The sequence below is a fragment of the Ruegeria sp. AF3 genome, from assembly GCF_056536285.1.
Genome location: NZ_JBQFJM010000002.1, coordinates 1 through 22,452, shown reverse-complemented (window position 1 = coordinate 22,452; position 22,452 = coordinate 1). Strand labels below are relative to the sequence as shown.

Genomic DNA, 22,452 nt, shown 5'->3' with positions numbered 1-22,452 from the left:
CTATCACCTAGAGTGCCGAAGAACTTGGATATGTAGGAGCAACGCCATGTATGACCTGGCTGTTTTGTGGGAGTGGATGGCCTTTTCCGTCCGCTGGCTGCATGTGATCACGGCGATGGCGTGGATCGGCGCGTCATTCTATTTTATCGCGCTCGACCTTATGCTTAAGCCGAACCCTGCCTTGCCAGAAGGGGCCTATGGCGAGGAGTGGGAGGTGCACGGGGGCGGGTTCTATCACACCGTCAAATATCTGGTCGCACCCGCGCGTATGCCCGAGCACCTGACCTGGCACAAATGGCAGAGCTATACGACATGGCTTTCGGGTGCGGCCTTGCTCATGATCATATATTGGGTCGGGGGCGAGTTGTTCCTGCTTGATCCGACCAAAGCGGATCTGGCTTTGTGGCAGGGGATATTGATCTCGGGCGGGTCACTGACCATCGGCTGGCTGCTTTACGACCAGATGTGCAAGTCGCGCCTGAGTGAGCAACCCACCGCGCTGATGCTGTTGCTGTTCGTGATTCTGGTGGCCATGTCCTGGGGTTACAATCAGATTTTTACCGGTCGTGCTGCGCTTTTGCACCTGGGTGCGTTCACCGCAACCATCATGACGGCCAATGTGTTCTTCCAGATCATGCCCAACCAGCGGATCGTGGTGGAAGACCTCAAGGCGGGTCGGACGCCGGATGCCAAATATGGAAAGATCGCCAAGGTGCGGTCGACGCACAACAACTACCTGACGTTGCCCGTCGTGTTCCTGATGCTGTCGAACCATTATCCTCTGGCCTTTGGCACCCAGTATTCATGGATCATCGCCAGCCTGATCTTCCTGACCGGCGTGACCATCCGCCACTACTTCAACACGATGCACGCGACCGGGAAAGGGCCGCACTGGACCTGGGGTGTCACTGTCATCCTCATGATCGTGATCGCATGGCTGTCTTCTGTCAGAACCGGCGAAACATGGGAAGACGCCGAAGCAAGGGCGCTGACATCTTACGAAGAAAAATTTGCGTCGGCTGCGGGGTTTGAAGAAGCCTATGACACTGTGCTGGGCAACTGCTCGATGTGCCATGCCCGCGAGCCGGTTTATGGCACCATGAAATGGGCCCCCAAGAAGGTTTATCTTGAAACACCCGGCGATGTTGCCCGGCACGCCGACCAGATTTACCTGCAGGCCGGAATCAGCCATGCCATGCCGCCGCCCTCAGCGGTTCAAATGGACGTGGAAGCGCGACAAACCATCATCGCATGGGTGCGCGAGGTCAGAGGGCAGTAGGATTTTCGCAGGGCTACATCCTACCCTTCACTTCCTACCCCCTGCCGCGGGACAAGTACCCTGTTTCTGCCGCTCAAACAAAGCAGGGCGCGCAAGACCTGATGCCGCCCCCGGCCTAGCGCGATGGAGGGGTCAGCCATTGGGCCGACATGCCAAAGTTCGAGTTCGTCAACTCTTGCTTGGCAATGGCCTGCAAATGCACCTCATCCGGCCCATCCGCGTAACGCAGCGCGCGCGCCCAGGTATAGCTGTCGGCCAGCGGAGTATCCGGGGTCATGCCCATCGCGCCAAAGACCTGCATCGCGCGATCCGTGACAGCAGCATGCACATTGGGCGCCACGACTTTGATCAATGAAATCTCTCGGAATGCTTCTTTTGCGCCCACCTGATCAATCTTCCAGGCCGCTTTCAGGGTCAACAATCGCGCCTGTTCGATCTCTAACCGGGACTTGGCGATCCATTCGCGGATCACGCCCTGTTCTGCAAGCTGCTTGCCAAACGCCTTCCGTTCCTGCGCGCGTTCGACCATCAGGTTAAGTGCCATTTCCGCCGCACCGATCGATCGCATGCAATGGTGGATGCGACCGGGACCAAGCCGGGCCTGCGCCAGAGCGAACCCGCTGCCTTCCTCTCCTAAAAGATTGCTGACCGGGACGCGCACATCCTTAAAGACCAGCTCGGCATGACCCTCGGGGTCGTGCATGTTCAGAATGGTGGGGTTGCGAACAATCTCAAAACCGGGCGTGTCCCTTGGGACAATGACCATGCTCTGCTGCTTGTGCCGATCCGCATTGGGATCCGTTTTACCCATGACGATAAACAATCTGGTGTTCGGGTGGCAGGCGTTTGTGATGAACCACTTGCGGCCATTGATGACGTATTCATCCCCCTCACGCCGTATCGAAGTGGTAATATTGGTCGCGTCCGAACTGGCCACATCCGGTTCAGTCATCGCAAAAGAGGATCGGATTTCACCGTTCAACAGCGGCACCAGCCACGTCTCGCGCTGTTCCGGAGTGGCGAACATGTGCAACAGTTCCATGTTGCCGGTATCGGGCGCGCTGCAATTGAACACTTCCGAAGACCAGGCCACCTGCCCCATAAGTTCGGCCAGCGGCGCGTATTCCAGATTGCTCAGTCGGGTGCCGGGTTCATCGTCGCGCAGGCTGGGCAGGAACAAGTTCCACAACCCTTCGGCCCGAGCCAACGCCTTGAGATCTTCCAAAAACGAAACCGGGAAACTGCCTGCCGCCATTTCTTCTTTGTGATCGCGTATGCGCGGATAGATATGCGCCTCCATAAACGCTTTCAGGTGGTCATACATTTCCTTGGCGCGCGGCGATGGGGCAAAATCCATGGCGGTTCCTTCCGGTGCGTTGTGGCGGTGATATCCTCAAACCCTGTTCGCGCCAGCACGGCCGCCAAGGCACTGTCTTCTGCTGAGTTTTAACTGGCGCTTGATTACGCTCAGTTTGCGCAATCACTCAGATATGAAAAGAGGAAAATACCAATACCGCAATCTGCCGGCGTGAAACGTCAGGTCATTGCTCTCAGAATCTGGTGGACCAACAATACCTAAGGCGATGACCAGATCCCACTCGGAGATTTGCACCGCCGGGCGAGTTTCACATCGCCCGCGCCCGGAAGTGCCTCTCAACGCGCCTTTGGCGTTTACACAGAACTAGGCCGGTGGTTTCAGGCCCAGCTGTTTCACGGCGGCGCCTGCTGCCTGAACCCATCGCTCTTTTAGGGCGTTGTTGCCATTGTGGCGCAAGCCCAGCGATTTCAGAAGCTCAAACCGTTTCAGATCATCGCCACCAAAGGACACAGCAACACGGGGCCACCAATAGTTAACCGCATCCTGCATCTGCTCTGTCTCTCCGTTCCCGGCAAGCTTCACAGCACCTTCCAGCGCCAACGCGCCATGATGGGCTTCGACGGGGGCGATGCTGCGGAACGCTTCGGCCAGCGGTTGATAGGATACCATTGAAAACTCGGCCAGTTGTTCCATGACCGCACGGCTCATCAGCAGGTTCATGATGACGGCGTCAGTCCAGCCCGAGATCGGATAATTGAATACCGCAAGGCGCATGTCATGCGCGCTGCGGGTCGCACCGATATCTGCGTCACGATCCAGGCGCGCCGTCCACGGATGATGTGTGGCATATCTCTCGGTATCGGCCCCAAACTCACCCATTATCCTGAGAACCTGATCGGCGTGATCCGTTTTCTCAAGAACAATCCTCGCGGCTGCGATACGTTCCTTGATTCCCGGACCCTGATTGATGATGTCTGCGAATCCGGCGGCACCGGCAAGTTCGCTGTCCACGAACGTGGCCATCAGCTTCATGAGTTCGGCGCGGTAGCGCGGCGGAACATTGGTCGGGTTGGTCAGCACACCGCCGGCGGCCAGATAGCTGTCGAGTGTCATGGTGTCAGTCATCGGTCTTCTCCATTTACTGGTCGTAGTCCACGACCACGCGGTCGGTGACCGGATAGGCCTGACAGCTCAGTACATAGCCTTTTTCAACCTCGTAATCCTCAAGCGCGTGATTGGCGAGCATCTCAACTTCGCCTTCCAGAACGCGGCAGCGGCAGGTTGAACAGACACCAGCCTTGCAGGCGTAAGGGGCGTCCATGGCGTTTTCCAAGGCAGCGTCCAGAATGGATTGGTCCTTGGGCAGAGTTATCGTCTGAGTGGACCCATCAAGAGTGATTGATGCGCTGGTTTGGTTAGCCTGCGTGCCCGCATCTGCCGCACCTTCCTTGCGTTTAGCCCGACCCGGCTGAGCGCTGGCAAAGAGTTCAAACTTGATCTGCCTGTCGTCAAGCCCATGCGCGCGCAGCGCGGCAGCAATCCCCAGCATCATCGGCTCGGGACCGCAGATAAAGGCTGTGTCCACGTTCTGAGTATCGACCCAATGTTCGAACAGGTCAGCGCATTTTTCCTGCGTTACCAGACCGGTGAACAGGTCGATCTCCTGTGCATCCGCCTCAAGAATGTGGATTACGTTCAGGCGGCCCATAAAGAGGTTTTTCAGATCTTCCAGCTCCTCGCGGAACATGATCGTGTTGATGCCCTTGTTGGCGTAGATCAGCGTAAAGCGGGATTTGGGTTCGCGGGTCAGTGTCGTCTTCAGGATCGACAGAACCGGCGTGATGCCAGAGCCGCCAGCGAAGCCAAGGTATTGTTTTTCTGCATTCGCATCGATCGGAGTGTGAAAGCTGCCCATCGGTGGCATCGCCTGCACAACGTCCCCGACGTTAAGCTCGGAATTGGCCCAACTGGAGAACGCGCCGCCGTCGACACGTTTGATCCCGACTTGCAGTACCCCGTCATCCTTGCCTGCACAAATGGAGTAGGACCGGCGCAGTTCTTCTCCGTCAAAGTCGCGGCGAAACGTCAGGTATTGGCCTGCGGTGAAATCGAACTGATCCGCCGCGCCGTTGACAGGCTCAAGCGTCACGACAACCGCATCGCGGATGGTTTTGTGGATGTCGGTGACTTTCAGGTCATGAAAACGTGCCATCCGGTGCTCCTCCTCAGATGCACTTGAAATAGTCAAAGGGTTCCAGGCAGTCGGTGCAGCGCCAATGGGCCTTGCACGGGGTCGAACCGAACTGGCTGACCTTTTCAACTGCTTTACTGCCGCAATGCGGGCAGCGCTCTGGCCCGCCCGCCGGTTGTGGCGGGGCGATGCCAAACTCTTCCAGCTTGGCGCGACCTTTTTCGCTCAGCCAATCGGTTGTCCAGGCTGGTGAGATGCAGGTTTCTATGCGCAGATCTCCGATGCCGTGATCGCGCAGGGCGGTTTCGATATCCATACTGATGATGGATGTCGCCGGGCAACCGGAATAGGTTGGCGTGACGGTTACGACCAGAGTGTCAGCGTCCCAGTGCACATCGCGCACAATGCCCAAATCCACGACGGAAATAACCGGGATTTCGGGATCGGGCACGGCATCCAGCCAGCTCCATATCTGGTCAGTCGACACCCGCATCCGCTTTTACCAGCTTGCACCGGGATAGGCGCGCTGCAGCCACTGCATCTGCGTCAGCAGATGGCCCAGATGTTCGGTATGCATGCGCCCGTCCCGCCCGCCTTTATGGGCAAATCGGCTTTCCGGAAGGGTCAATGTCGCCTTGGCCAGAACCCGTTTGACCAGCGCATCATATTCTTCGCGCAGATCGGCCGGGTTCGGCGCGATCCCGGCCGCAGCGATCTGAGCGTCGATGTCGTCGCTGACGAACATCTCGCCTACATATGGCCAGAGGTAATCCAGCGCCGCCTGCATCCGGGTGTGACTTTCTTCGGTTCCATCACCCAGACCTACGACCGTTTCTGCCGAACGCTCCAGATGATAGGCGACTTCCTTGCTGGCTTTGGCAGCAATCGCGGCGACACGATCATCAGAAGATGTCAGAAGACGGCCGAGCATGATCGAATGCCAGGCATCGAACAGGAACTGGCGCATCAGGGTGCGGCCGAAATCACCGTTCGGAACCTCGACCAACAACACATTGCGGAAATCCCACGCGTCGCGCAGAAATGCCAAATCATCGGCGGTTTTGCCGCCGCCTATCTCTCCGGCAAGGCCAAGCCACATCTGGGTCTGCCCAATCAGGTCCAGCGCCGTGTTGGCCAGTGCAATATCCTCCTCCAACACTGGCGCGTGGCCGCACCATTCGCTGACGCGATGGCCCAGGATCAGGGTATTGTCCCCCATCCGCAGCAGGAACTGCTGAAACGCTTCGTCGCGGGTCATCACATCGCCCCCACTTCTTCGGGGATGTCGAAAAAGGTCGGGTGTCGGTACACTTTGCTTTCGCTGGGCTCATACAACGGACCTTTGTCACTGGGCGACGAGGCCGAGATGTTGTTGGCTTCTACCACCCAAATCGACACGCCTTCGTTGCGGCGGGTATAGACGTCGCGTGCGTTCTTGATCGCCATTTCCGCGTCCGGGGCATGCAGCGAGCCGACATGTCGGTGGCTCATCCCATGTTGACCGCGGATGAAGATTTCCCACAGGGGCCATTCGGTATTCATCGGGTTTCCTCCTCAGGGTAAGCTTATTCGGCGGCCAGATTGCCGGCCTGTTTCTTGCGCGCGTGGGCCAACAGCCCGTCACGCACCCATTTGCCGTCATCCCAGGCCTTGTTGCGCGCTGCCAGACGGTCGACGTTGCAGGGACCGTTACCCTTGATCACATCGAAGAATTCCGACCAATCCGGCTCTGAGAAATCGTAATGCCCGCGCTCCTCGTTCCACTTCAGGTTCGGGTCGGGGATTGTCAGACCCAGATATTCGGCCTGTGGGACGGTCTGGTCGACGAATTTCTGGCGCAGCTCATCATTGGTGTTGATCTTGATCTTCCAAGCCATCGACTGCGCGGAGTGGACGGAATCCTTGTCGGACGGCCCAAACATCATCAGCGACGGGTACCAGAAGCGGTTCATCGCGTCCTGCGCCATCTTGCGCTGCTCGGGCGTGCCTTCGGCCATCTTGCGGATCGCGTCATAGCCTTGGCGCTGATGGAAGCTTTCTTCCTTGCAGATGCGGATCATGGCGCGTGAGTACGGCCCGTAAGACGTTCTTTGCAGCGGCACCTGATTCATGATGGCAGCCCCATCGACCAGCCATCCGACGGCGCCGATATCCGCCCAGTTCAGCGTCGGGTAATTGAAGATCGACGAGTATTTCATGCGACCGTCCAGCAGCATCTCGGTGATCTCATCACGGCTGACACCCAGTGTTTCGGCCGCACAATACAGGTAGAGCCCATGGCCGGCTTCATCCTGCACCTTGGCTAGAAGGATTGCCTTGCGTTGCAGCGTCGGTGCACGCGTGATCCAGTTCCCTTCGGGCAATTGTCCGACGATCTCGGAATGCGCGTGCTGTCCGATCTGGCGGATCAGCGTTTTGCGATACCCCTGAGGCATCCAGTCCTTGGGTTCGATCTTGATATCCGCGTCGATCCGCGCCTGAAATTCAGCAAGCTTTTCAGGATCATCGTTAGACGCCTCGGATTCTACCATCTGGGCATACATGTCCCGTCTCCTCCGTTACACGCGTTCAAGAATAAGTGCAGCGCCTTGCCCGACACCGACGCACATTGTGCAAAGCGCATAGCGCCCTTTGGTGCGTTTCAGTTGGTACGCTGCGGTCAACACAAGTCGGGCGCCGCTCATCCCCAATGGATGGCCAAGGGCGATTGCGCCGCCATTCGGGTTCACATGGGCGGCGTCATCGGGCAGGCCCAACTCTCGCAGCGTTGCCAAACCTTGCGACGCGAAAGCTTCGTTCAACTCGATCACATCCATCTGGTCGATGCTCAGCCCGGCGCGCGCCAAAACCTTTCGGCTGGCAGGAACCGGACCAATACCCATGACCCGAGGCTCGACACCCGCGACGGACATGCCAACCACACGGGCAATCGGGGTCAGGCCGTTCTTTGTCGCTGTCGCTTCATTCGCCATCAGGATCGCGGCTGCACCATCATTCACGCCCGAGGCATTCCCTGCAGTCACAGTTTTGTCCGGCCCGTTCACACCCTTGAGGCCCGAGAGTTTTTCCGCTGTGGTTCCCGGGCGCGGATGTTCATCCGTATCGACAACAATCGGATCGCCCTTGCGCTGTGGAATTGAAACCGGCGTGATTTCTTCTTGGAACACGCCTGCCGCGTGCGCCGCAGCCCATCGTGCCTGGCTGCGCTCGGCAAAGGCGTCCTGGTCTTCACGGCTGATCCCATAATCTTCGGCCACATTGTCAGCCGTTTGCGGCATGGAATCGACACCATACTGCTGCTGTAGCCTTGGGTTCACAAAGCGCCAGCCAATCGTCGTGTCGTAAACCGCATTGCTGCGCGTAAACGCCGACGTCGCTTTGGGCATTACAAACGGTGCGCGCGACATGCTTTCCACGCCACCCGCAACTGAAAGATCATAATCGCCTGCCTTGATGCCACGCGCCGCCATTCCGACGGCATCCATGCCACTGGCACACAAGCGGTTTATCGTTGTTCCAGGTACGTCCGTCGGCAATCCGGCCAGCAGGGACGCCATCCGGGCAACGTTGCGATTGCTCTCTCCTGCCTGATTGGCATCGCCATAAATGACGTCATCCACACTGGTCCAGTCGACTTGCGGGTTGCGCGCCATCAGGGCCGCCAGCGGGATAGCCGCCAGATCATCCGTGCGAACCGATGAAAGCGCACCACCATACCGCCCAATCGGGGTGCGGGTTGCGTCGCAGATGAAGGCGTCCATCAATTGGGTCTCCCGTTGGAACACAAGTCATTAACCGTCTGGTCGGTTAATAAATGCTCAATCGATTCGGCGCAAGCATTATGTTACCATGTAATCGCTTATGTCAGCTTTCTGTAACATTAAATGGCACTTCTTTCACATCGTCTTCCAACCCCAAAGAGCGCCATCCCGAGCTCGGCAAAAAACGAGTCAACCACCCACCGCAGATTCCAGCGTTGCAAGATCCGGTTTGGACAATTGTCCCAGCAATCGGGACACCGCCGCGCGACACTCCGCGCCTTTCCAATCGGCGGGCAAAAAGGCCGGAGGCAGGGACGGATGGCGCAGGACCAAACGACGCCACCCATGCACAATCAATACGCGCAGCACCGCTATTTTAAGCGGATCGCCGACGCCATCGACAGGCAGCATTTGCTCGGTGATCTGAATGGAGTGCAAGAACTGATCATAGGCAGACTTCAGCACTTCAGGGCCACAAAGGTCGCGCAGCCAGCCGGGGATCGAAATAGCGCTGCTTTCAACACCCAGCAGTTCTTCAAGGTTCTCCGGGACGGGTCCTGCCGACATGGCTGTTGTGGGGTTAACCGAAATATAATCTCCGGTCAGCATCAGATCCGCTAACTCTTTTCGCGAACTGTCTGAACTGTTGGCGATAAGCACATGCCAAGTTTCTGGTGTATTCGTCTCGCGGGAATAGATGCGCGGGGCGGCGGCGCTTTGACTACGGCCAAATTCGGTCAATCTGTGAACGCTGTTTCGCCCGACCCGCGTACTTTCGATCCAGCCTTCCTTGCGCAGCCTGTGCAGCGCAACACGCGTGGCTTCGGCCTTGATCCCTGCAAGGTTGGTCAGCGCTGTGATCAGCGCGCCACTAACCTGGTCAGACCCGCTCTGGGCCAGATCACCGAAAATCGTGACCAAAACAGACCACACACGTTGCGTGCCAGTTGTGGTCAACTGGCTGACGCAGGTTTCGAACCATTCTGGGGCCGTATCTTTCATAAGCACAGTATAATCGGGCCGGAGGGAATTGCCATCCAGCCCCTGCGCACCTGCACTTGTGCCTAGTAGGCAACCATGGTCAGTAACTCGTATTCTGCGACCAGCTCATCGTCTTGCTGCGTCAGGGTAACGTGCCAGCGAACCTCGCCGTAGTCGTCATTGCGCTTGGTCTTGCGCTTGACCGTCAAACGAACCTTGATGGTGTCACCAGCCTCGACCGGTTTCATGAAACGCAGCCCGTCAAGACCGGTATTTGCCAAAACCGGCCCCTCGTTCGGTTCGACGAACAATCCGGCTGCGAAAGACAACAGCAAGTACCCATGTGCAACCCTGCCCGGGAAGAACGGGTTACGTTCCGCTGCCGCCTGATCCATATGCGCATAGAAGGTATCACCGGTGAAGTTGGCGAAGTGTTCAATATCTTCCATGGTGATAGTTCTTGTCGCAGTGTGAAGGGTCTCGCCAATCGACAAATCGTGAAACCGGCGGGTAAAGGGATGAGCAGGGCCTTTGACTTCGGTCGCGCCAGGCACCCATTTCCGTCCAATCGCTGTCAGCAGATCGGGCGATCCCTGAATAGCGGTGCGCTGCATATAGTGTTTCACACCCCGTACCCCGCCCATTTCTTCGCCGCCACCGGCGCGTCCCGGACCGCCATGAACCATGTGCGGCAGAGGGGAACCATGACCGGTGGATTCCTTCATCGAGTCACGGCTGTTGAAATACAGACGCCCGTGATAAGCCCCTGATCCCATGGCAACCTGTCGCGCCACTTCTGGATCATGGGTGATTACTGACGCCACAAGAGAGCCCTGCCCCGGTTCGCCAGCTCAATGGCATGGTCAAGATCGCGATACCCCATCACAGTGCTGACCGGACCAAAGGCTTCGGTATCGTGCACACGTTGCGCCGCGTCAGGATTGGCGCAATGGAAGAGCATGGGCGGTAGGAACGCACCCTTTTCGGCATCAGCGCCCTCAACCACAAAATCATCGGGGTTGCCGAAGACACGCTCGGCCTCTTGCCCAAGGATAGCTGCCTTTTCCAGAACATCACGCTTCTGACCGTTCGAAACCAACGCACCCATACGGGTGGCTTCCAGCTTTGGGTCGCCAATGGTCGTTTTCGCCAGTCGCGCCGACAACGCGTCAATTACCGCCTGTACCTGCGGTTCGGGCGCGATGATCCGACGGATTGCGGTGCATTTCTGCCCTGCCTTCGTGGTCATCTCGCGTTGGACTTCCTTCACGAAGAGGTCAAATTCCGGCGTGCCCGGCGCGGCATCGGGGCCAAGGATCGAACAGTTCAGGCTGTCCTGTTCCGCAACAAACCGTACCGAGTTCTCAAGGATCACCGGGTTGGAGCGCAGTTTCAGGGCCGTATCGGCGGATCCGGTAAAGCTGACCACGTCCTGCATGGTCAGACGGTCCAGCATGTCACCCAAACCACCCGAGACCAACTGCAATGCACCCGCTGGCAAGATCCCGGACTCAAGCATCAACCGAACACACAGCTCGGTCACATAACACGAGCTCGTGGCTGGTTTTACAATCGCCGGAACGCCCGCCAGAAGGGTTGGGGCAAACTTTTCCAGCATCCCCCAAACCGGAAAATTGAACGCGTTGATGTGAATTGCCACCCCTTGCAGCGGGGTGCAAATGTGCTGCCCCAGGAAAGTACCGTTGCGCGAAAGCTGCTCGACATCGCCATCCAGATAGACATGACCGTCCGGCATTTCACGACGGCCTTTTGCGGCAAAGACAAACATCGTTCCGATGCCGCCGTCGATATCAATCATATGATCCGATTGCGTCGCACCGGTGTTGAAAGACAAATCATACATGACCTGCTTGTGTCGGCCCAAATGGACGGACAGCGCCTTGAGCATTTTGGCGCGTTCATGGAACGTCATTTTGCGCAGTGCCGGCCCTCCGACATTGCGCGCATAGTCCAACATCCCCTGGACATCCAACGCGCTGTTACCCGCTGTGGCGATAACCTCGCCGGTCACAGCGCTTGTTATTGCGCGGGCACCCTCGCCGGGCGAAACCCACTCACCGGCTGCAAAGCTGGAAATCTGTTGGATAGTCATGAGCGTCTCCTCGTCTTAGTCGCGATCCCCGCGCTGCCATAGGCCGGTCTCGCGAAATCATATTTTAAACCGTACGGTCGGTCAATAATTTACCAAGCAATTTTCCCAAGCCGGGTTTCTCAGACCCGCGCGGGTAATCGTGCAAATCCCCGAAACCGGATACGCCCGCCCCGCTCGGCGCCGTCGGTGATGCGATAGTCTGGAAAACGGGTCAGAAACCGGCCGACGGCCACCCGGCCCTCCAGACGCGCGAGGGTCAGGCCGACGCAGGTATGGGGCCCTCCGGCAAAGGCGTGATGCTTGTTGGGGCGTCTGTCCAAGATCATCTCGTCGGGCCGGTCAAACTGCCGTGGATCGCGGTTGGCCGCACCGATACACAGATGAACATCGGTACCAGCCGGAATGGTTTGACCGTGGAACGTTACATCAACAGTGGTCAGGCGATTGCCGAACTGGTTCGGGCTTTCCAGCCGCAGAAACTCGTCCACAGCCGGAACGATCAGGTTCGGGTCAGCCAGAAACTCCGCCCGCTTGTCGCGGTGCCGGTCCAACAGCTCCAATGCGTTGCCGATCAGGTTCGTTGTCGTCTCATGCCCCGCATTCAGGATGAATATGCAGTTTTGATACAGCTCTACCTCGGTCAGGCCACCATCCGTATCGTCCTGGATCAGCCGGGTCAGGACATCCGTTGCCGGATCTCCGGGGTTGGCGCGGCGATCCTCAATGATATTCCTCAGGAAGTCCTTGAAGTCCGAGACCGAGCGGTTACCCCACTCTTCCTGCTCTGGCGTCAATTGCGGCTCCAAAGCACCAAGAATGGCCAGAGACCAATCGCGCAATGGCCCGCGTTCGGATCGTGGTATACCCAGCAGATTGCCGATGATCTCAATCGGGATTGCTCCGGCAAAATCCTCGATCAGTTCGACATTGCCTTTGACCTGCATCTCGTCCAGCAGCCCATCGACAAGCTGGATCAGACCCGGTTCCATTTGCGCCAACGCGCGCGGGTTCATCGCCCCGACCATCACCTTGCGAACACGGGTGTGCAGCGGCGGGTCATTAAACACCAAACTGGTGGTGTGGTGTTCATACAAAGGGCTGTCGACTCCGTATTTTGGACCAAATACCGCTTTCTTGTCCGATATGAACCGCGTGATGTCCCGGTAAGTAAGGTCCAGATCCTCGTACCGAGACAGGATAACCGATCCGTCAGGCTGCCAGCAGACGGGCGTATCCTCGCGCAGCGCGGCGTAGGCAGGATAGGGATCTGTGTGATACCCGTCAGGAAGCGCGGTCAGAGAGAACATCAGTGCCCCATCGCCCCCATTTGTTCAGGCAGAACCAACACCAACCACGGCACCAGAACGATCAGGGCCAGCCGGAAGATATCCGCCACCCAGAACGGAGTGACACCCTTGAAGATTGTTCCGGTTGATACATCCCCGACCACACCTTTCAGAATAAAGACATTCAAGCCGACGGGAGGAGTGATCAGGCTGATTTCAGTCACCACAACCACAACAATACCAAACCAGATCGGGTCATACCCCAACGATGTGACCAGCGGGAAAAAGATCGGCACCGTCAGCAGCAGCATCGACAGGGATTCAAAGACGCAACCCAAAATGATGTAGATTCCAAGGATCATCAGGATCACCACAAAAGGTTCAACGTCATAGGCCGTAACCAACGCGATGAGCGCTTCAGGCAGACCGGCAAGGTTGATGAAATTCGAAAAGATCTGTGCCCCGATCAGAACGGAAAACAATGCCGCGGCGGTATAGGTGGTTTCCTTCAGCACCTCAAAAGTCGACCCCAAAGTAAGCCCGCCTCGTGACAGCGCGATCAGGAAAGCGCCCATTGCGCCCATGCCTGCCGCCTCGGTCGGGCTGAAGGTCAGGTTCAGTGGATGAAAATCGAATGCACCGTACAATCCGCCAATCACCAGAAAGAACAGCAGCAATACGGCCCAGACTGAGCGCACCGCCGACAGACGCTCGGCCCAGCCGTGACGTTCACCCGCCGGTCCCGACTCGGGCTTGCGCGCGACGGTCCAGCGGACGGCAAGCAGGTAGAACAGGATGCCAAGTAGACCGGGAATGATACCCGCAACGAAAAGTTTTCCAATCGAGGTTTCGGTCAGCAGCCCGTAGATGACCAGGATCACCGAAGGCGGAATAAGGATACCAAGCGTACCGCCCGCTGCAATCGATGCCGTCGACAGCTCGTCGGAATAGCCATAGCGGCGCATTTCCGGCATTGCGACCTTGGACATGGTGGCCGCCGTTGCCAGAGACGAGCCGCAAATGGCCGAAAACCTCCGCATGCCGCAACCGTCGCCATGGCGATACCGCCCCTGAAATGACCCAGAAAAGCATTTGAAACTGCGTAAAGCTCGCGCGCAAGACCACCTTTATTCACGAACAAGCCCATAAGGATAAACAGCGGGACGACCGACAGGCCGTAATCCTGCGCCGTGTCGGTGATCTGACGACCCACCATCGACATCGCGGCTTTCAGCCCACGCTCGGACAGGATGCTGCCACCGCGTTCATAGGCAAACCCAAGCGTTCCGACCAATCCCATTGCAAACACGATAGGTAAGCGCACCAGCACAAGAACAAGAACAAGAACAAAACCGATCAGGGCAGCGGTCATTGGGGGTGCTCCGACAAGGTATGGGGGGCAAGAAAGTGCAAAAAGCCGGTGATGACCATTGCAACAGCGGTGATCGCTATGAACCCAGAGATGAACCAGCCTACATAGAAGACAGGGATCGAAAGGTATTCCGTGACGTCCCCGTAATCCCGCGCGCGCTCGGCAAGTAGCCAGACACGTTGGATCGGCCAGATCAACATGACGCCGGACACCAGATACACGATCCCATCGCGCACCCGGCTTAACCGCAGGCGAGAAAACAGCCCATCCGTCAAGTCCACAGCGATTTGGCCCTTCCCTGCTGAGATCATCGGCAAGACCGAGAACACGAGGATGGCCATCAGGATCCGGGTCAGCTCTGTCGCCGCCTCGATCGGGGCGTTGAAGACAGAGCGCAGGATGACATCAAAGAATGTCATCACCATCAGGATGAATAGCGCGGCACAGGCCAGCAGCGTTGGCACGATACTGACGCGACGCGCAAAGGTCACGAGAGATTGCATAACGGGTCCCCAGCGGGTGAAATCGGCTGGCGGATCGCGTCCGCCAGCCCGACTGCGTTATTGCGCAGCCATTTCATTTACGATCATGTCGTAGGCTGCCTGGGCGTCGATGCCTGTGCCACTGACTTCGTCGATAACCTTGGCGCGTACATCCGCGGCAATCGCATTGAACTTTTCCAGATCTTCAGCGGATGCGGCATGGATTGCGTTACCTTCGGTGCCTTCGGTCTCTTCCCGGCCGATCGCATCGATCTCATCCCAGATCTTGCCAATTTCGCGGCTCAGCGGTTCCCCGAAAACGTTTTCTTCCAGCGCTGCCTGCAGATCGGCGGGCAGATCAGCAAAGGTGTCTTCGTTCATGATAAAGGCAAACGAACCGCGATACAGGCCGCCAGGGACCTCATAGACGTTCTGGGCCACTTCCGTCAGCTTGAAACCTTTGCGGGATTCAAAGGGCATGACGACGCCATCTGCGGCTTTGGAAGCCAGGGTTTCATACACTTTCGGTGCAGGAACCTGGATACCGGTTGCACCCAGCGCCGTGCCCACGTCACCACCAACACCGCCGGGGATGCGAACTTTGAGGCCCGAGACTTCGTCCAGTGTTGTTACCGGGTTGCTGGAATGCAGCTGAGCTGGACCATGCGTGTGCAAAGCGATCACTTTCACACCACGGTGTTCATCCGCTGCCTTCAAATGCGCGTCATATGCCCGCCAATACGCAACCGACGCAGCCTCGGCCGAGCCTTCGTATCCGGGAAGTTCGATCATCTTGGTGGTGACAAACCGACCCGGCTGATAGCCGTGGAATATGATCGAGGCATCGGCAGCGCCATCCATGATCAAGTCCATCTGCGCGGGGGGCGGGGCAAGGCCCAGCTTCAGCTCGGCGGTGACCTGACCATCGGTGGCCTCTTCGATCATCTCGACGAATTTCGGCCACATCTTGGCATTGATGCCATGGGTCGGTGGGGCCCAGCTGGAGATGGTCAGCGTATAGTCTGCCGCAAGCGCCACTGTACCTGAAACGGCCAGTGCAGCTGAGGCAAGAAGTGTGCTCAACCTGGTGAATTTCATAGTTCTGTCTCCTCCCTGTGAAACATGAGTCAAGAATGCGTTAATGGTCACTTTTGTAACCATCAACTTGTTAATTGTCTCCAAGACAGCCCGCGACGTGCCATGAACCGGGGCTTTCCTTGGCTACGGTTTCCATCATTGCCTGCGTCGCGCTGGCTCCGATTTCCTTGCAGTAGTTCATCGGCCCGCCGCGCCAGCGGAAAGCCGTAGCCGTGAATTTGAACCATATCGACGGCTTCCGCGGACTCGGCGATCCCCTGCTGAATGATCAACGCGCCCTCGTTGTCCAGCACCGCCAAAATACGCGACACGATTTCGTCCTGTGCGTATGCCCGCCGCGTTATGCCCTGATCAGCCGAGTAGGACTCGATCAACGCGTCCACTTCGGGATCACGGATCGGTTCGCGAGTACCGTCTTCATAGCGATACCATCCTTTGCCCGTGCGTTGGCCAAGACGACCCATCTCGCAAAGCTGGTCAGCAATCGTCACATAACGTTCGTTCGGGTCGCGGGTTGCTGCATTACGTTTTCGGTTGGCCCAGGCGATTTGGAGGCCGGTCAGATCTTGCAACTCGTAAGGCCCCATGGGCATCCCGAAAGCTCGCATTGCCTGGTCCACCTGATAAGGCAACGCCCCATCCGCCAGCAAATAATCGGCCTCGCGCCGATACGCAGCCAACATCCGGTTGCCAATAAAACCATCGCAGATGCCCGACAGCACAGAAACCTTGCGAAGCCTTTTTCCAAGTGCAAACCCGGTGGCGACAACTTCGGGCGAAGTTTGCGGCGTATGCACGACTTCCAACAGCTTCATAACATGGGCAGGGCTGAAGAAATGCAGGCCAATACACCGCGATTGATTTTCGATACCCGCGAGGATATCGACTGGGCTCAGGTAAGACGTGTTCGTGGCCAGAATCGCGTCACGCTGCATATGGCGGGCCAATTCTGCAAAAACCTGTTGCTTGACTGACAAGTCTTCAAACACAGCCTCGATCGCCAGCTGAGCGTTCGCAGCTTCGGAGTAGCTGTCCACAGCTCGAAACGCAGCAAGGCGTTCCCGCAGCTGTGCTTCGGACATCTTACCCCGCTTGACCGCCCTCTGTAGCAGCCCCTCAACCCGGCTACGGGCGGCGGCAGCTGCATCCAAATCTCTTTCAATCAAAGTAACAGACAGCCCGCCACTCAGGGCAGCGGTGGCGATCCCTGCGCCCATCAACCCGCCACCGACAACTGCGATCCGGCTGATATCGCGCGGGGTAATACCAGCGATCATCGAAGGTCTGGCCACCTTGCGCTCGGCAAAAAAGGCGTACCGCAAGGCGCGGCTTTCAGAGTTTTGACGCAGAGCCAGATGGCGCGCACGCTCTTTCGGCTGTGCGGCAGCAAAGGGTTCGGACGACCAGCTGAGCGCGGTCAGGTTTTCCAGCGGTGATTGCTGACCCCTGGCGCGTTTTATCAAAGCCTGACGGGTCGTCTCCAGAAGGTCAGACGCGAATTCGCCGACGGGCCTTTGACTGACAGGTGCCGGGCGCTTTGGCAGGTTGGCGACAAAGTCCAGAACAGCCACCGTTGGGTTATCGGCAATCAGGTCAATTCCGCCGAGATTGGCCATTTCCTCGGCTTTCAGGGTTTTTCCCGAACAGGCGATGTCGATCGCTGCTTCCATTCCAACAAGGCGCGGCAATCGCTGCGTGCCCCCTGCCCCCGGGATGAGGCCCACATTGACTTCCGGCAACCCAAAGCTGGTGCCCGGCGCTGCGATCCGCCACGCGCAGGCCATGGCAATTTCAAACCCGCCACCTAACACGTTGCCGTGCATACAGGCGATAAACGGCACATTACTGTCTTCGATTTTCTGAACAACATCAGGCAAATGCGGCTCAACCGGAGCCGCATCAAACTCGGACATGTCACCGCCCGCGATAAATGTCCGACCGGCGCAGCACAGGACGGCAACCCGAGCTTTCTGAACTGCATCGACCGCGGCGGCCAGACCCTGCCGAACGCCCGTCGAGGTTGCGTTCACCGGCGGGTTGTCGACCGTGACCCAGGCCACGTCGCCCTTAAAGTCAACACTCACCAGCGACGGCTGCGACATTGGCAATCCCTTTGATCAGTCCAGATTCGGTTCGGGTTTATATATTGACCAACCGTTCGGTTAATGCAATGATTAAGTTGTCACGGGAACAGATGAGACTGCCATGAGCGATACGATCCTTGTACATGATCACGGAAACTGGGTTGAAATAGCCCTGAACCGCCCCGACAAGCTGAACTCGTTCAATGAGGAGATGCATCTTGCCCTTCAGGACGCGCTGAAAAGCGCGCGCGAAAATGGTTCCCGCGCGATTTTGCTGACCGGCGCAGGGCGCGGTTTTTGTGCGGGTCAGGACCTTGGAGACCGCGATCCCTCGAAAATGGATGGCCCGCCTGATCTGGGCAAAACTGTACGCACTTTCTATGCCCCTTGGTTCGACTGATCCGGTCTTTGGATTTCCCGGTAATTTGTGCCGTAAACGGCGTGGCCGCGGGTGCAGGCGCGAACCTTGCACTGGCCTGCGACATGGTTCTGGCCGGGGAAAGCGCAAAGTTCATTCAAAGCTTTTCCAAGGTCGGGTTGATTCCGGACACAGGCGGCAGCTGGCACCTGCCCCGATTGTTGGGCGAGCGCGCGCTAAGGGGCTGGCCCTGACAGCAATGCCCCTAACCGCCAAACAGGCCGAAGACTGGGGGCTGATCTGGAAGGCGTTGCCCGATGATCAGCTGATGACCGAAGCACGCGCTCTTGCCACGCGACTCGCCAACGGCCCCACCCTTGGCTTGGGTCTGACCAAGCAGTGCATTCAAACAGCAGCCACCACATCCTTGTCCGATCAGCTTGAAATTGAAGCGGACGCAATGAAAACCTGCGGGGAAAGTGCCGATTACGCAGAAGGCGTGTCCAGTTTCCTCGAAAAACGCGCACCGCATTTTCAGGGAAGATGATGATGACCCCAAAAGAACGCGCCCAAAAATCCGCGGCAGCGATGTGGGCCAATGACGAAGCCAGTAAATGGTTCGGGATGGAGCTTGTGGAGGTCGAAGAAGGGCGCGCTGTCCTGTCACTGACTGTTGCACCGCATCACTGTAACGGACACGGTATTTGCCATGGCGGCGTCACGCACGCTCTTGCCGACAGCGCTTTTGCCTTTGCCTGCAACAGCCGGAATGTTGCAACTGTAGGGCAACATACAATGGTCAGCTATCTTGCACCGGGACGGAAAGGTGACCGCCTGACGGCTACCGCGACAGAAGTCAACCTGTCCGGCCGCAGCGGTATCTACGACGTCCGCGTCATCAATCAAGACAATACTCTGATCGCTGAATTTCGCGGCATGTCCCGCGCCGTTGGCGGCCAGAATTTTCAAGAATAGTTTCGTGACTGGAGGAGTTACGCTATGGAAGACCTTACCCCAACAAAGCGGACCTGGACCCGATCGAAATCGCCTCGATCGACGAAATTCGCGCCACGCAGCTTGAGCGCCTGAAATGGTCCGTGCGTCACGCCTATGAAAACGTTCCGATGTACAAGCAGCGCTTTGACGAGGCTGGCGTGCATCCCGACGATCTTCAGCAGCTTTCGGATCTGTCAAAGTTTCCGTTCACATATAAAAACGACCTGCGCGATAACTATCCGTTTGGCTTGTTTGCAGTCCCGCGCAGCGAGATAATTCGCCTGCACGCTTCCTCCGGCACGACAGGCAAACCGACAGTGGTCGGCTACACAAAGAATGACATCGACAATTGGGCTGACCTTGGCGCGCGGTCTCTTCGGGCGTCTGGGCTGCGCAAGGGCGACATGGTGCACAATGCCTACGGCTATGGGCTGTTCACCGGTGGGCTAGGTGCCCATTACGGGATCGAACGCCTTGGCGCGACTGTCGTCCCGATGTCGGGCGGGCAAACCGAAAAGCAGGTCAATCTGATCAACGATTTCCGTCCTGACGGTATCATGGTTACACCCTCCTACATGCTCAATATCCTAGAACAGTTCCACAAGGCGGGTCTCGACCCACGTGAGAGCTCGCTGAAGGTTGGCGTTTTTGGCGCCGAACCCTGGACTGACGCGATGCGGGCCGAGGTCGAGGCAGCCTTCGACATGCACGCCGTCGATATCTATGGCCTGTCCGAGATCATGGGCCCCGAGTCGCCAATGAATGCGTTGAAACAAAAGACGGACCTGTAATCTGGGAGGATCATTTCCTGCCGGAAATCATCGACCCGGCGACCGGAGAAGTCCTGCCCGATGGCGAAACCGGAGAATTGGTGTTCACGACTCTGACCAAAGAAGGGCTGCCGATGATCCGCTACCGCACACGCGATCTGACGTGCCTGCTGCCGGGGACAGCAAGGTCAATGCGCCGGATGGCAAAGATCACCGGTCGCAGCGACGACATGATGATCCTGCGCGGCGTCAACGTCTTCCCCAGCCAGATCGAGGAACAGGTCATGGCAACGGGCGGTCTTGCCCCCTATTACCAGATCGAGCTCTATAAATCCGGTCGCATGGACGCCATGCGGGTCTTTGTTGAATCCTCCCCCGATTCCACCGACGAGCTGTCAAAAACGGCCGCTGCTCGGATGCTGACCAAGCGGATCAAGGACGTCGTTGGCGTTTCAACCGAAATTGTAGTAGGGGACCCCGGCGACGTCGAACGCTCTCAGGGCAAGGCGAAGCGCGTTGTAGACAATCGCGATAAGGACTGAGCCGTGGCCCGGACAATTGCTAAAGACCACGACCAAAAGCGAGAGCAGATCCTGAAGATGGCGGCAAAAGTGTTTGCCGACCAGGGGTTTGACCGTGCTTCGATGACCTTTTGGCCAAAGAATGTGGGATCTCGAAAGCAAACATATACCACTACTATGACAGCAAGGATGCCATCCTGTATGACATCCTTGAAACGTACTTGCGTGAGTTGCGAGACCGGATTTGCAATGTTGATCTGGACGGCCTTAGCCCCGAACAGAAACTGCGCAAAGCAGTGCGCGAGATCCTTTTGCCTATCAGGGTGCAGATGACGAGCACCGGGTTCAGATCAGTGGCATGAGCGCACTGACCGAGGAACAGCAAAAAGGCTACGGGGCTATCAGCTTGATCTGGTGAACTTTGTACGCGACATACTTCTGGAGTTGTCCCCGGTTCTTTTGACGGAGCCAAGGACAAGCTTCGGGAGCGACGATGTCAGTCTTTGGCATGTTAAACTGGTATTACATGTGGAACACCGGCGCAGGCCCCAAAGCCCGCGAGGATTATGCCGATCTGGTGAGCACCCTGACCATGCATGGTGTGCAAAAGCTATAGGCGTGCCCGCTTGGGGAAAACACGCTTGGGGCTGGTCACGTGTGTTATTCTGAAATCTCAGGTCAGACTGGTCGGCTATCCTGAGGCGCGCCAGTAAAGACCGCGACAGCGGCGAGCGCGCGGCCACCTTTTTACTTCTTGCGCACCTTCAGATTGTCCAAAAAGAGCCGTTTCGCTTCCATGACCTCTTCGTCCGTCATGTTTGATCTGTTCAATTCCAGAAAATACTCTGCGGCTCCAACCGGTTGGACATTCAAGTTACTGACAGGCGTAAGATCATCGGACCTTACGTTCAGCATCGATAGCACCTTTGTGGCGGGAAATAGACGGTCACTCATGTTTGAGGTGTCTAGGGAAACAACGTCGGCTCGGGAGGATACGGCATCCTTAACTCGGGCAACCACACCAGCAAGATCTGCGCCTTGCTGAAGTAGGTCCGCGTATTCCGAAAGGCCTTCCTGAATTCGGTTCGAACGTATGTTTTGCCAATAAACACTCTTAATCCAATCAGAGGCGTTCCTGGTGGTAAAAAAGAAGGTTGCACGCGCGTTACCATCAGCGAACTTCTCGATCTCATCCAATAGCACTTCAGACAAAACCGTTACCATGGAATAAGAATACACATTTTTACGCCCTGGAATCAGGCCCGCAAACTCCTCGTTACTAATCAAAAGCGGTTTGTCTGTTTCGTTTTCAAAGCGCGCCAGAGCTTGTCTTAATTGTTTACGAAACTTATTTAGCACTCGTTCTTCTTGCACTACAGAAAAGCGCCGTGCTGAGAAGCCCGCCTCTTGCAGATCACTCGGAACCAGAATATTCACTCTGCCCTTTAATCGGGAACGATTTCTGAGCAACATTGTTTGCAGTGTTCGAGTGCCTGTTTTATGAAACCCCTGATGTATAACGACTTTCAACATTTTCTTATCTCTCGCTAAACTCGTCGAAGTTGCCGGAAAAGCGCTTTCCTCAATATCCTTTCATCCTTCAAAGACCTACAAGTGACCTTTGACCTACCCACCGATGGTCCCTCACTCATAACGAGAGTGAGCGTGTTAGATATTCATAGTCTTCGGTTTCGGCTTGGGCAAACTCACCTGCGGCAATGACTTCATACAGGCTGGAAAACTCAGGAAAATCACCGTTCAGGGCGATCGCACCATCATCGGTAATCACCCAAAAGAAGGTATCCCCTGCAGCACTGAACGTTGCGAATTTCATAACAGGCT

General features: G+C 57.1%; 16 protein-coding genes and 6 pseudogenes. 5 read left to right on the top strand and 17 right to left on the bottom strand.

Annotated elements, in window-relative coordinates; genetic code table 11:
• The first annotated feature begins 46 nt into the window (after positions 1-46).
• Complete coding sequence (locus ACR3FC_RS16810; RefSeq protein ID WP_480476997.1) at positions 47-1,279, top strand: urate hydroxylase PuuD; 1,233 nt, start codon at positions 47-49, stop codon at positions 1,277-1,279.
• 115 nt (positions 1,280-1,394) lie between these two features.
• Here the strand turns inward: ACR3FC_RS16810 and ACR3FC_RS16805 are convergent, their stop codons facing one another.
• The 15 genes and pseudogenes from ACR3FC_RS16805 to ACR3FC_RS16735 form a co-directional block, all read right to left on the bottom strand.
• Complete coding sequence (locus ACR3FC_RS16805; protein ID WP_480476995.1) at positions 1,395-2,636, bottom strand: acyl-CoA dehydrogenase family protein; 1,242 nt, start codon at positions 2,634-2,636, stop codon at positions 1,395-1,397.
• Between the two features lie 324 nt (positions 2,637-2,960).
• Entirely contained in the window at positions 2,961-3,722 is a 762-nt protein-coding gene (locus ACR3FC_RS16800) for a Phenylacetic acid catabolic protein (protein WP_480476993.1), read from the bottom strand.
• Positions 3,723-3,735: 13 nt separating this feature from the next.
• Complete coding sequence (locus ACR3FC_RS16795; RefSeq protein ID WP_480476991.1) at positions 3,736-4,809, bottom strand: 2Fe-2S iron-sulfur cluster-binding protein; 1,074 nt, start codon at positions 4,807-4,809, stop codon at positions 3,736-3,738.
• 13 nt (positions 4,810-4,822) lie between these two features.
• Positions 4,823-5,281: a 1,2-phenylacetyl-CoA epoxidase subunit PaaD gene (gene paaD, locus ACR3FC_RS16790; protein WP_480476989.1), complete on the bottom strand. Its 459-nt coding sequence runs from the start codon at positions 5,279-5,281 to the stop codon at positions 4,823-4,825.
• Between the two features lie 6 nt (positions 5,282-5,287).
• On the bottom strand, positions 5,288-6,046 hold the full coding sequence (gene paaC / locus ACR3FC_RS16785) for a 1,2-phenylacetyl-CoA epoxidase subunit PaaC (protein ID WP_480476987.1): 759 nt from the start codon (positions 6,044-6,046) through the stop codon (positions 5,288-5,290).
• The gene (gene paaB / locus ACR3FC_RS16780; protein ID WP_209507558.1) at positions 6,046-6,330 is read right to left on the bottom strand and encodes a 1,2-phenylacetyl-CoA epoxidase subunit PaaB; all 285 of its coding nucleotides are present in this window, start codon (positions 6,328-6,330) and stop codon (positions 6,046-6,048) included. Before paaB ends, paaC begins: the two co-directional genes overlap by 1 nt.
• A 23-nt stretch (positions 6,331-6,353) precedes the next feature.
• Positions 6,354-7,331 (bottom strand): 1,2-phenylacetyl-CoA epoxidase subunit PaaA, encoded by a 978-nt coding sequence (gene paaA / locus ACR3FC_RS16775; protein WP_480476985.1) that lies wholly within the window; start codon positions 7,329-7,331, stop codon positions 6,354-6,356.
• A 15-nt stretch (positions 7,332-7,346) separates the two neighbouring features.
• Entirely contained in the window at positions 7,347-8,549 is a 1,203-nt protein-coding gene (gene pcaF / locus ACR3FC_RS16770) for a 3-oxoadipyl-CoA thiolase (RefSeq protein WP_480476983.1), read from the bottom strand.
• A 189-nt stretch (positions 8,550-8,738) separates the two neighbouring features.
• Positions 8,739-9,551, bottom strand: a complete 813-nt coding sequence (locus ACR3FC_RS16765; RefSeq protein ID WP_480476981.1) for a PaaX family transcriptional regulator C-terminal domain-containing protein — start codon at positions 9,549-9,551, stop codon at positions 8,739-8,741.
• A gap of 62 nt (positions 9,552-9,613) precedes the next feature.
• Positions 9,614-11,643, bottom strand: a pseudogene (paaZ, locus tag ACR3FC_RS16760) (phenylacetic acid degradation bifunctional protein PaaZ).
• Between the two features lie 119 nt (positions 11,644-11,762).
• A complete protein-coding gene (locus tag ACR3FC_RS16755; protein WP_480476979.1) occupies positions 11,763-12,950 on the bottom strand; it encodes a cytochrome P450 in 1,188 nt (395 codons plus the stop codon).
• Positions 12,950-14,229 (bottom strand): annotated as a pseudogene (locus tag ACR3FC_RS16750) (TRAP transporter large permease). Before ACR3FC_RS16750 ends, ACR3FC_RS16755 begins: the two are co-directional and overlap by 1 nt.
• A 68-nt stretch (positions 14,230-14,297) precedes the next feature.
• Entirely contained in the window at positions 14,298-14,804 is a 507-nt protein-coding gene (locus ACR3FC_RS16745; protein WP_480476977.1) for a TRAP transporter small permease, read from the bottom strand.
• Positions 14,805-14,861: 57 nt separating this feature from the next.
• Positions 14,862-15,881, bottom strand: coding sequence for a TRAP transporter substrate-binding protein (locus ACR3FC_RS16740; RefSeq protein ID WP_480476975.1), 1,020 nt, complete (start codon positions 15,879-15,881; stop codon positions 14,862-14,864).
• Positions 15,882-15,943: 62 nt separating this feature from the next.
• A complete protein-coding gene (locus ACR3FC_RS16735) occupies positions 15,944-17,983 on the bottom strand; it encodes an FAD-dependent oxidoreductase (RefSeq protein WP_480476973.1) in 2,040 nt (679 codons plus the stop codon).
• Positions 17,984-18,086: 103 nt separating this feature from the next.
• Between ACR3FC_RS16735 and paaG the strand changes: the two are divergent.
• The 4 genes and pseudogenes from paaG to ACR3FC_RS16715 all read left to right on the top strand — a co-directional run bounded on the left by paaG (position 18,087) and on the right by ACR3FC_RS16715 (position 21,226).
• Positions 18,087-18,870, top strand: a pseudogene (paaG, locus tag ACR3FC_RS16730) (2-(1,2-epoxy-1,2-dihydrophenyl)acetyl-CoA isomerase PaaG).
• A 2-nt stretch (positions 18,871-18,872) separates the two neighbouring features.
• Positions 18,873-19,298 (top strand): hydroxyphenylacetyl-CoA thioesterase PaaI, encoded by a 426-nt coding sequence (gene paaI, locus ACR3FC_RS16725; RefSeq protein ID WP_480476971.1) that lies wholly within the window; start codon positions 18,873-18,875, stop codon positions 19,296-19,298.
• Between the two features lie 24 nt (positions 19,299-19,322).
• Positions 19,323-20,631, top strand: a pseudogene (gene paaK / locus ACR3FC_RS16720) (phenylacetate--CoA ligase PaaK).
• 3 nt (positions 20,632-20,634) lie between these two features.
• Positions 20,635-21,226, top strand: a pseudogene (locus ACR3FC_RS16715) (TetR/AcrR family transcriptional regulator).
• A gap of 131 nt (positions 21,227-21,357) precedes the next feature.
• Here ACR3FC_RS16715 and ACR3FC_RS16710 read toward each other — a convergent pair.
• Together ACR3FC_RS16710 and ACR3FC_RS16705 are read right to left on the bottom strand one after the other, a co-directional pair.
• Positions 21,358-22,143, bottom strand: a complete 786-nt coding sequence (locus tag ACR3FC_RS16710) for a hypothetical protein (protein ID WP_480476969.1) — start codon at positions 22,141-22,143, stop codon at positions 21,358-21,360.
• Between the two features lie 115 nt (positions 22,144-22,258).
• Positions 22,259-22,452 (bottom strand): annotated as a pseudogene (locus ACR3FC_RS16705) (hypothetical protein); the annotation flags it as partial.

Excerpts from the sequence above, each read along its gene's own strand:
- ACR3FC_RS16810 (WP_480476997.1), top strand. The coding sequence starts at position 47 with ATGTATGACCTGGCTGTTTTGTGGGAGTGGATGGCCTTTTCCGTCCGC.
- ACR3FC_RS16805 (WP_480476995.1), bottom strand. The coding sequence starts at position 2,636 with ATGGATTTTGCCCCATCGCCGCGCGCCAAGGAAATGTATGACCACCTG.
- ACR3FC_RS16800 (WP_480476993.1), bottom strand. The coding sequence starts at position 3,722 with ATGACTGACACCATGACACTCGACAGCTATCTGGCCGCCGGCGGTGTG.
- ACR3FC_RS16795 (WP_480476991.1), bottom strand. The coding sequence starts at position 4,809 with ATGGCACGTTTTCATGACCTGAAAGTCACCGACATCCACAAAACCATC.
- paaD (WP_480476989.1), bottom strand. The coding sequence starts at position 5,281 with ATGCGGGTGTCGACTGACCAGATATGGAGCTGGCTGGATGCCGTGCCC.
- paaC (WP_480476987.1), bottom strand. The coding sequence starts at position 6,046 with ATGACCCGCGACGAAGCGTTTCAGCAGTTCCTGCTGCGGATGGGGGAC.
- paaB (WP_209507558.1), bottom strand. The coding sequence starts at position 6,330 with ATGAATACCGAATGGCCCCTGTGGGAAATCTTCATCCGCGGTCAACAT.
- paaA (WP_480476985.1), bottom strand. The coding sequence starts at position 7,331 with ATGTATGCCCAGATGGTAGAATCCGAGGCGTCTAACGATGATCCTGAA.
- pcaF (WP_480476983.1), bottom strand. The coding sequence starts at position 8,549 with ATGGACGCCTTCATCTGCGACGCAACCCGCACCCCGATTGGGCGGTAT.
- ACR3FC_RS16765 (WP_480476981.1), bottom strand. The coding sequence starts at position 9,551 with ATGAAAGATACGGCCCCAGAATGGTTCGAAACCTGCGTCAGCCAGTTG.
- ACR3FC_RS16755 (WP_480476979.1), bottom strand. The coding sequence starts at position 12,950 with ATGTTCTCTCTGACCGCGCTTCCTGACGGGTATCACACAGATCCCTAT.
- ACR3FC_RS16745 (WP_480476977.1), bottom strand. The coding sequence starts at position 14,804 with ATGCAATCTCTCGTGACCTTTGCGCGTCGCGTCAGTATCGTGCCAACG.
- ACR3FC_RS16740 (WP_480476975.1), bottom strand. The coding sequence starts at position 15,881 with ATGAAATTCACCAGGTTGAGCACACTTCTTGCCTCAGCTGCACTGGCC.
- ACR3FC_RS16735 (WP_480476973.1), bottom strand. The coding sequence starts at position 17,983 with ATGTCGCAGCCGTCGCTGGTGAGTGTTGACTTTAAGGGCGACGTGGCC.
- paaI (WP_480476971.1), top strand. The coding sequence starts at position 18,873 with ATGACCCCAAAAGAACGCGCCCAAAAATCCGCGGCAGCGATGTGGGCC.
- ACR3FC_RS16710 (WP_480476969.1), bottom strand. The coding sequence starts at position 22,143 with ATGTTGAAAGTCGTTATACATCAGGGGTTTCATAAAACAGGCACTCGA.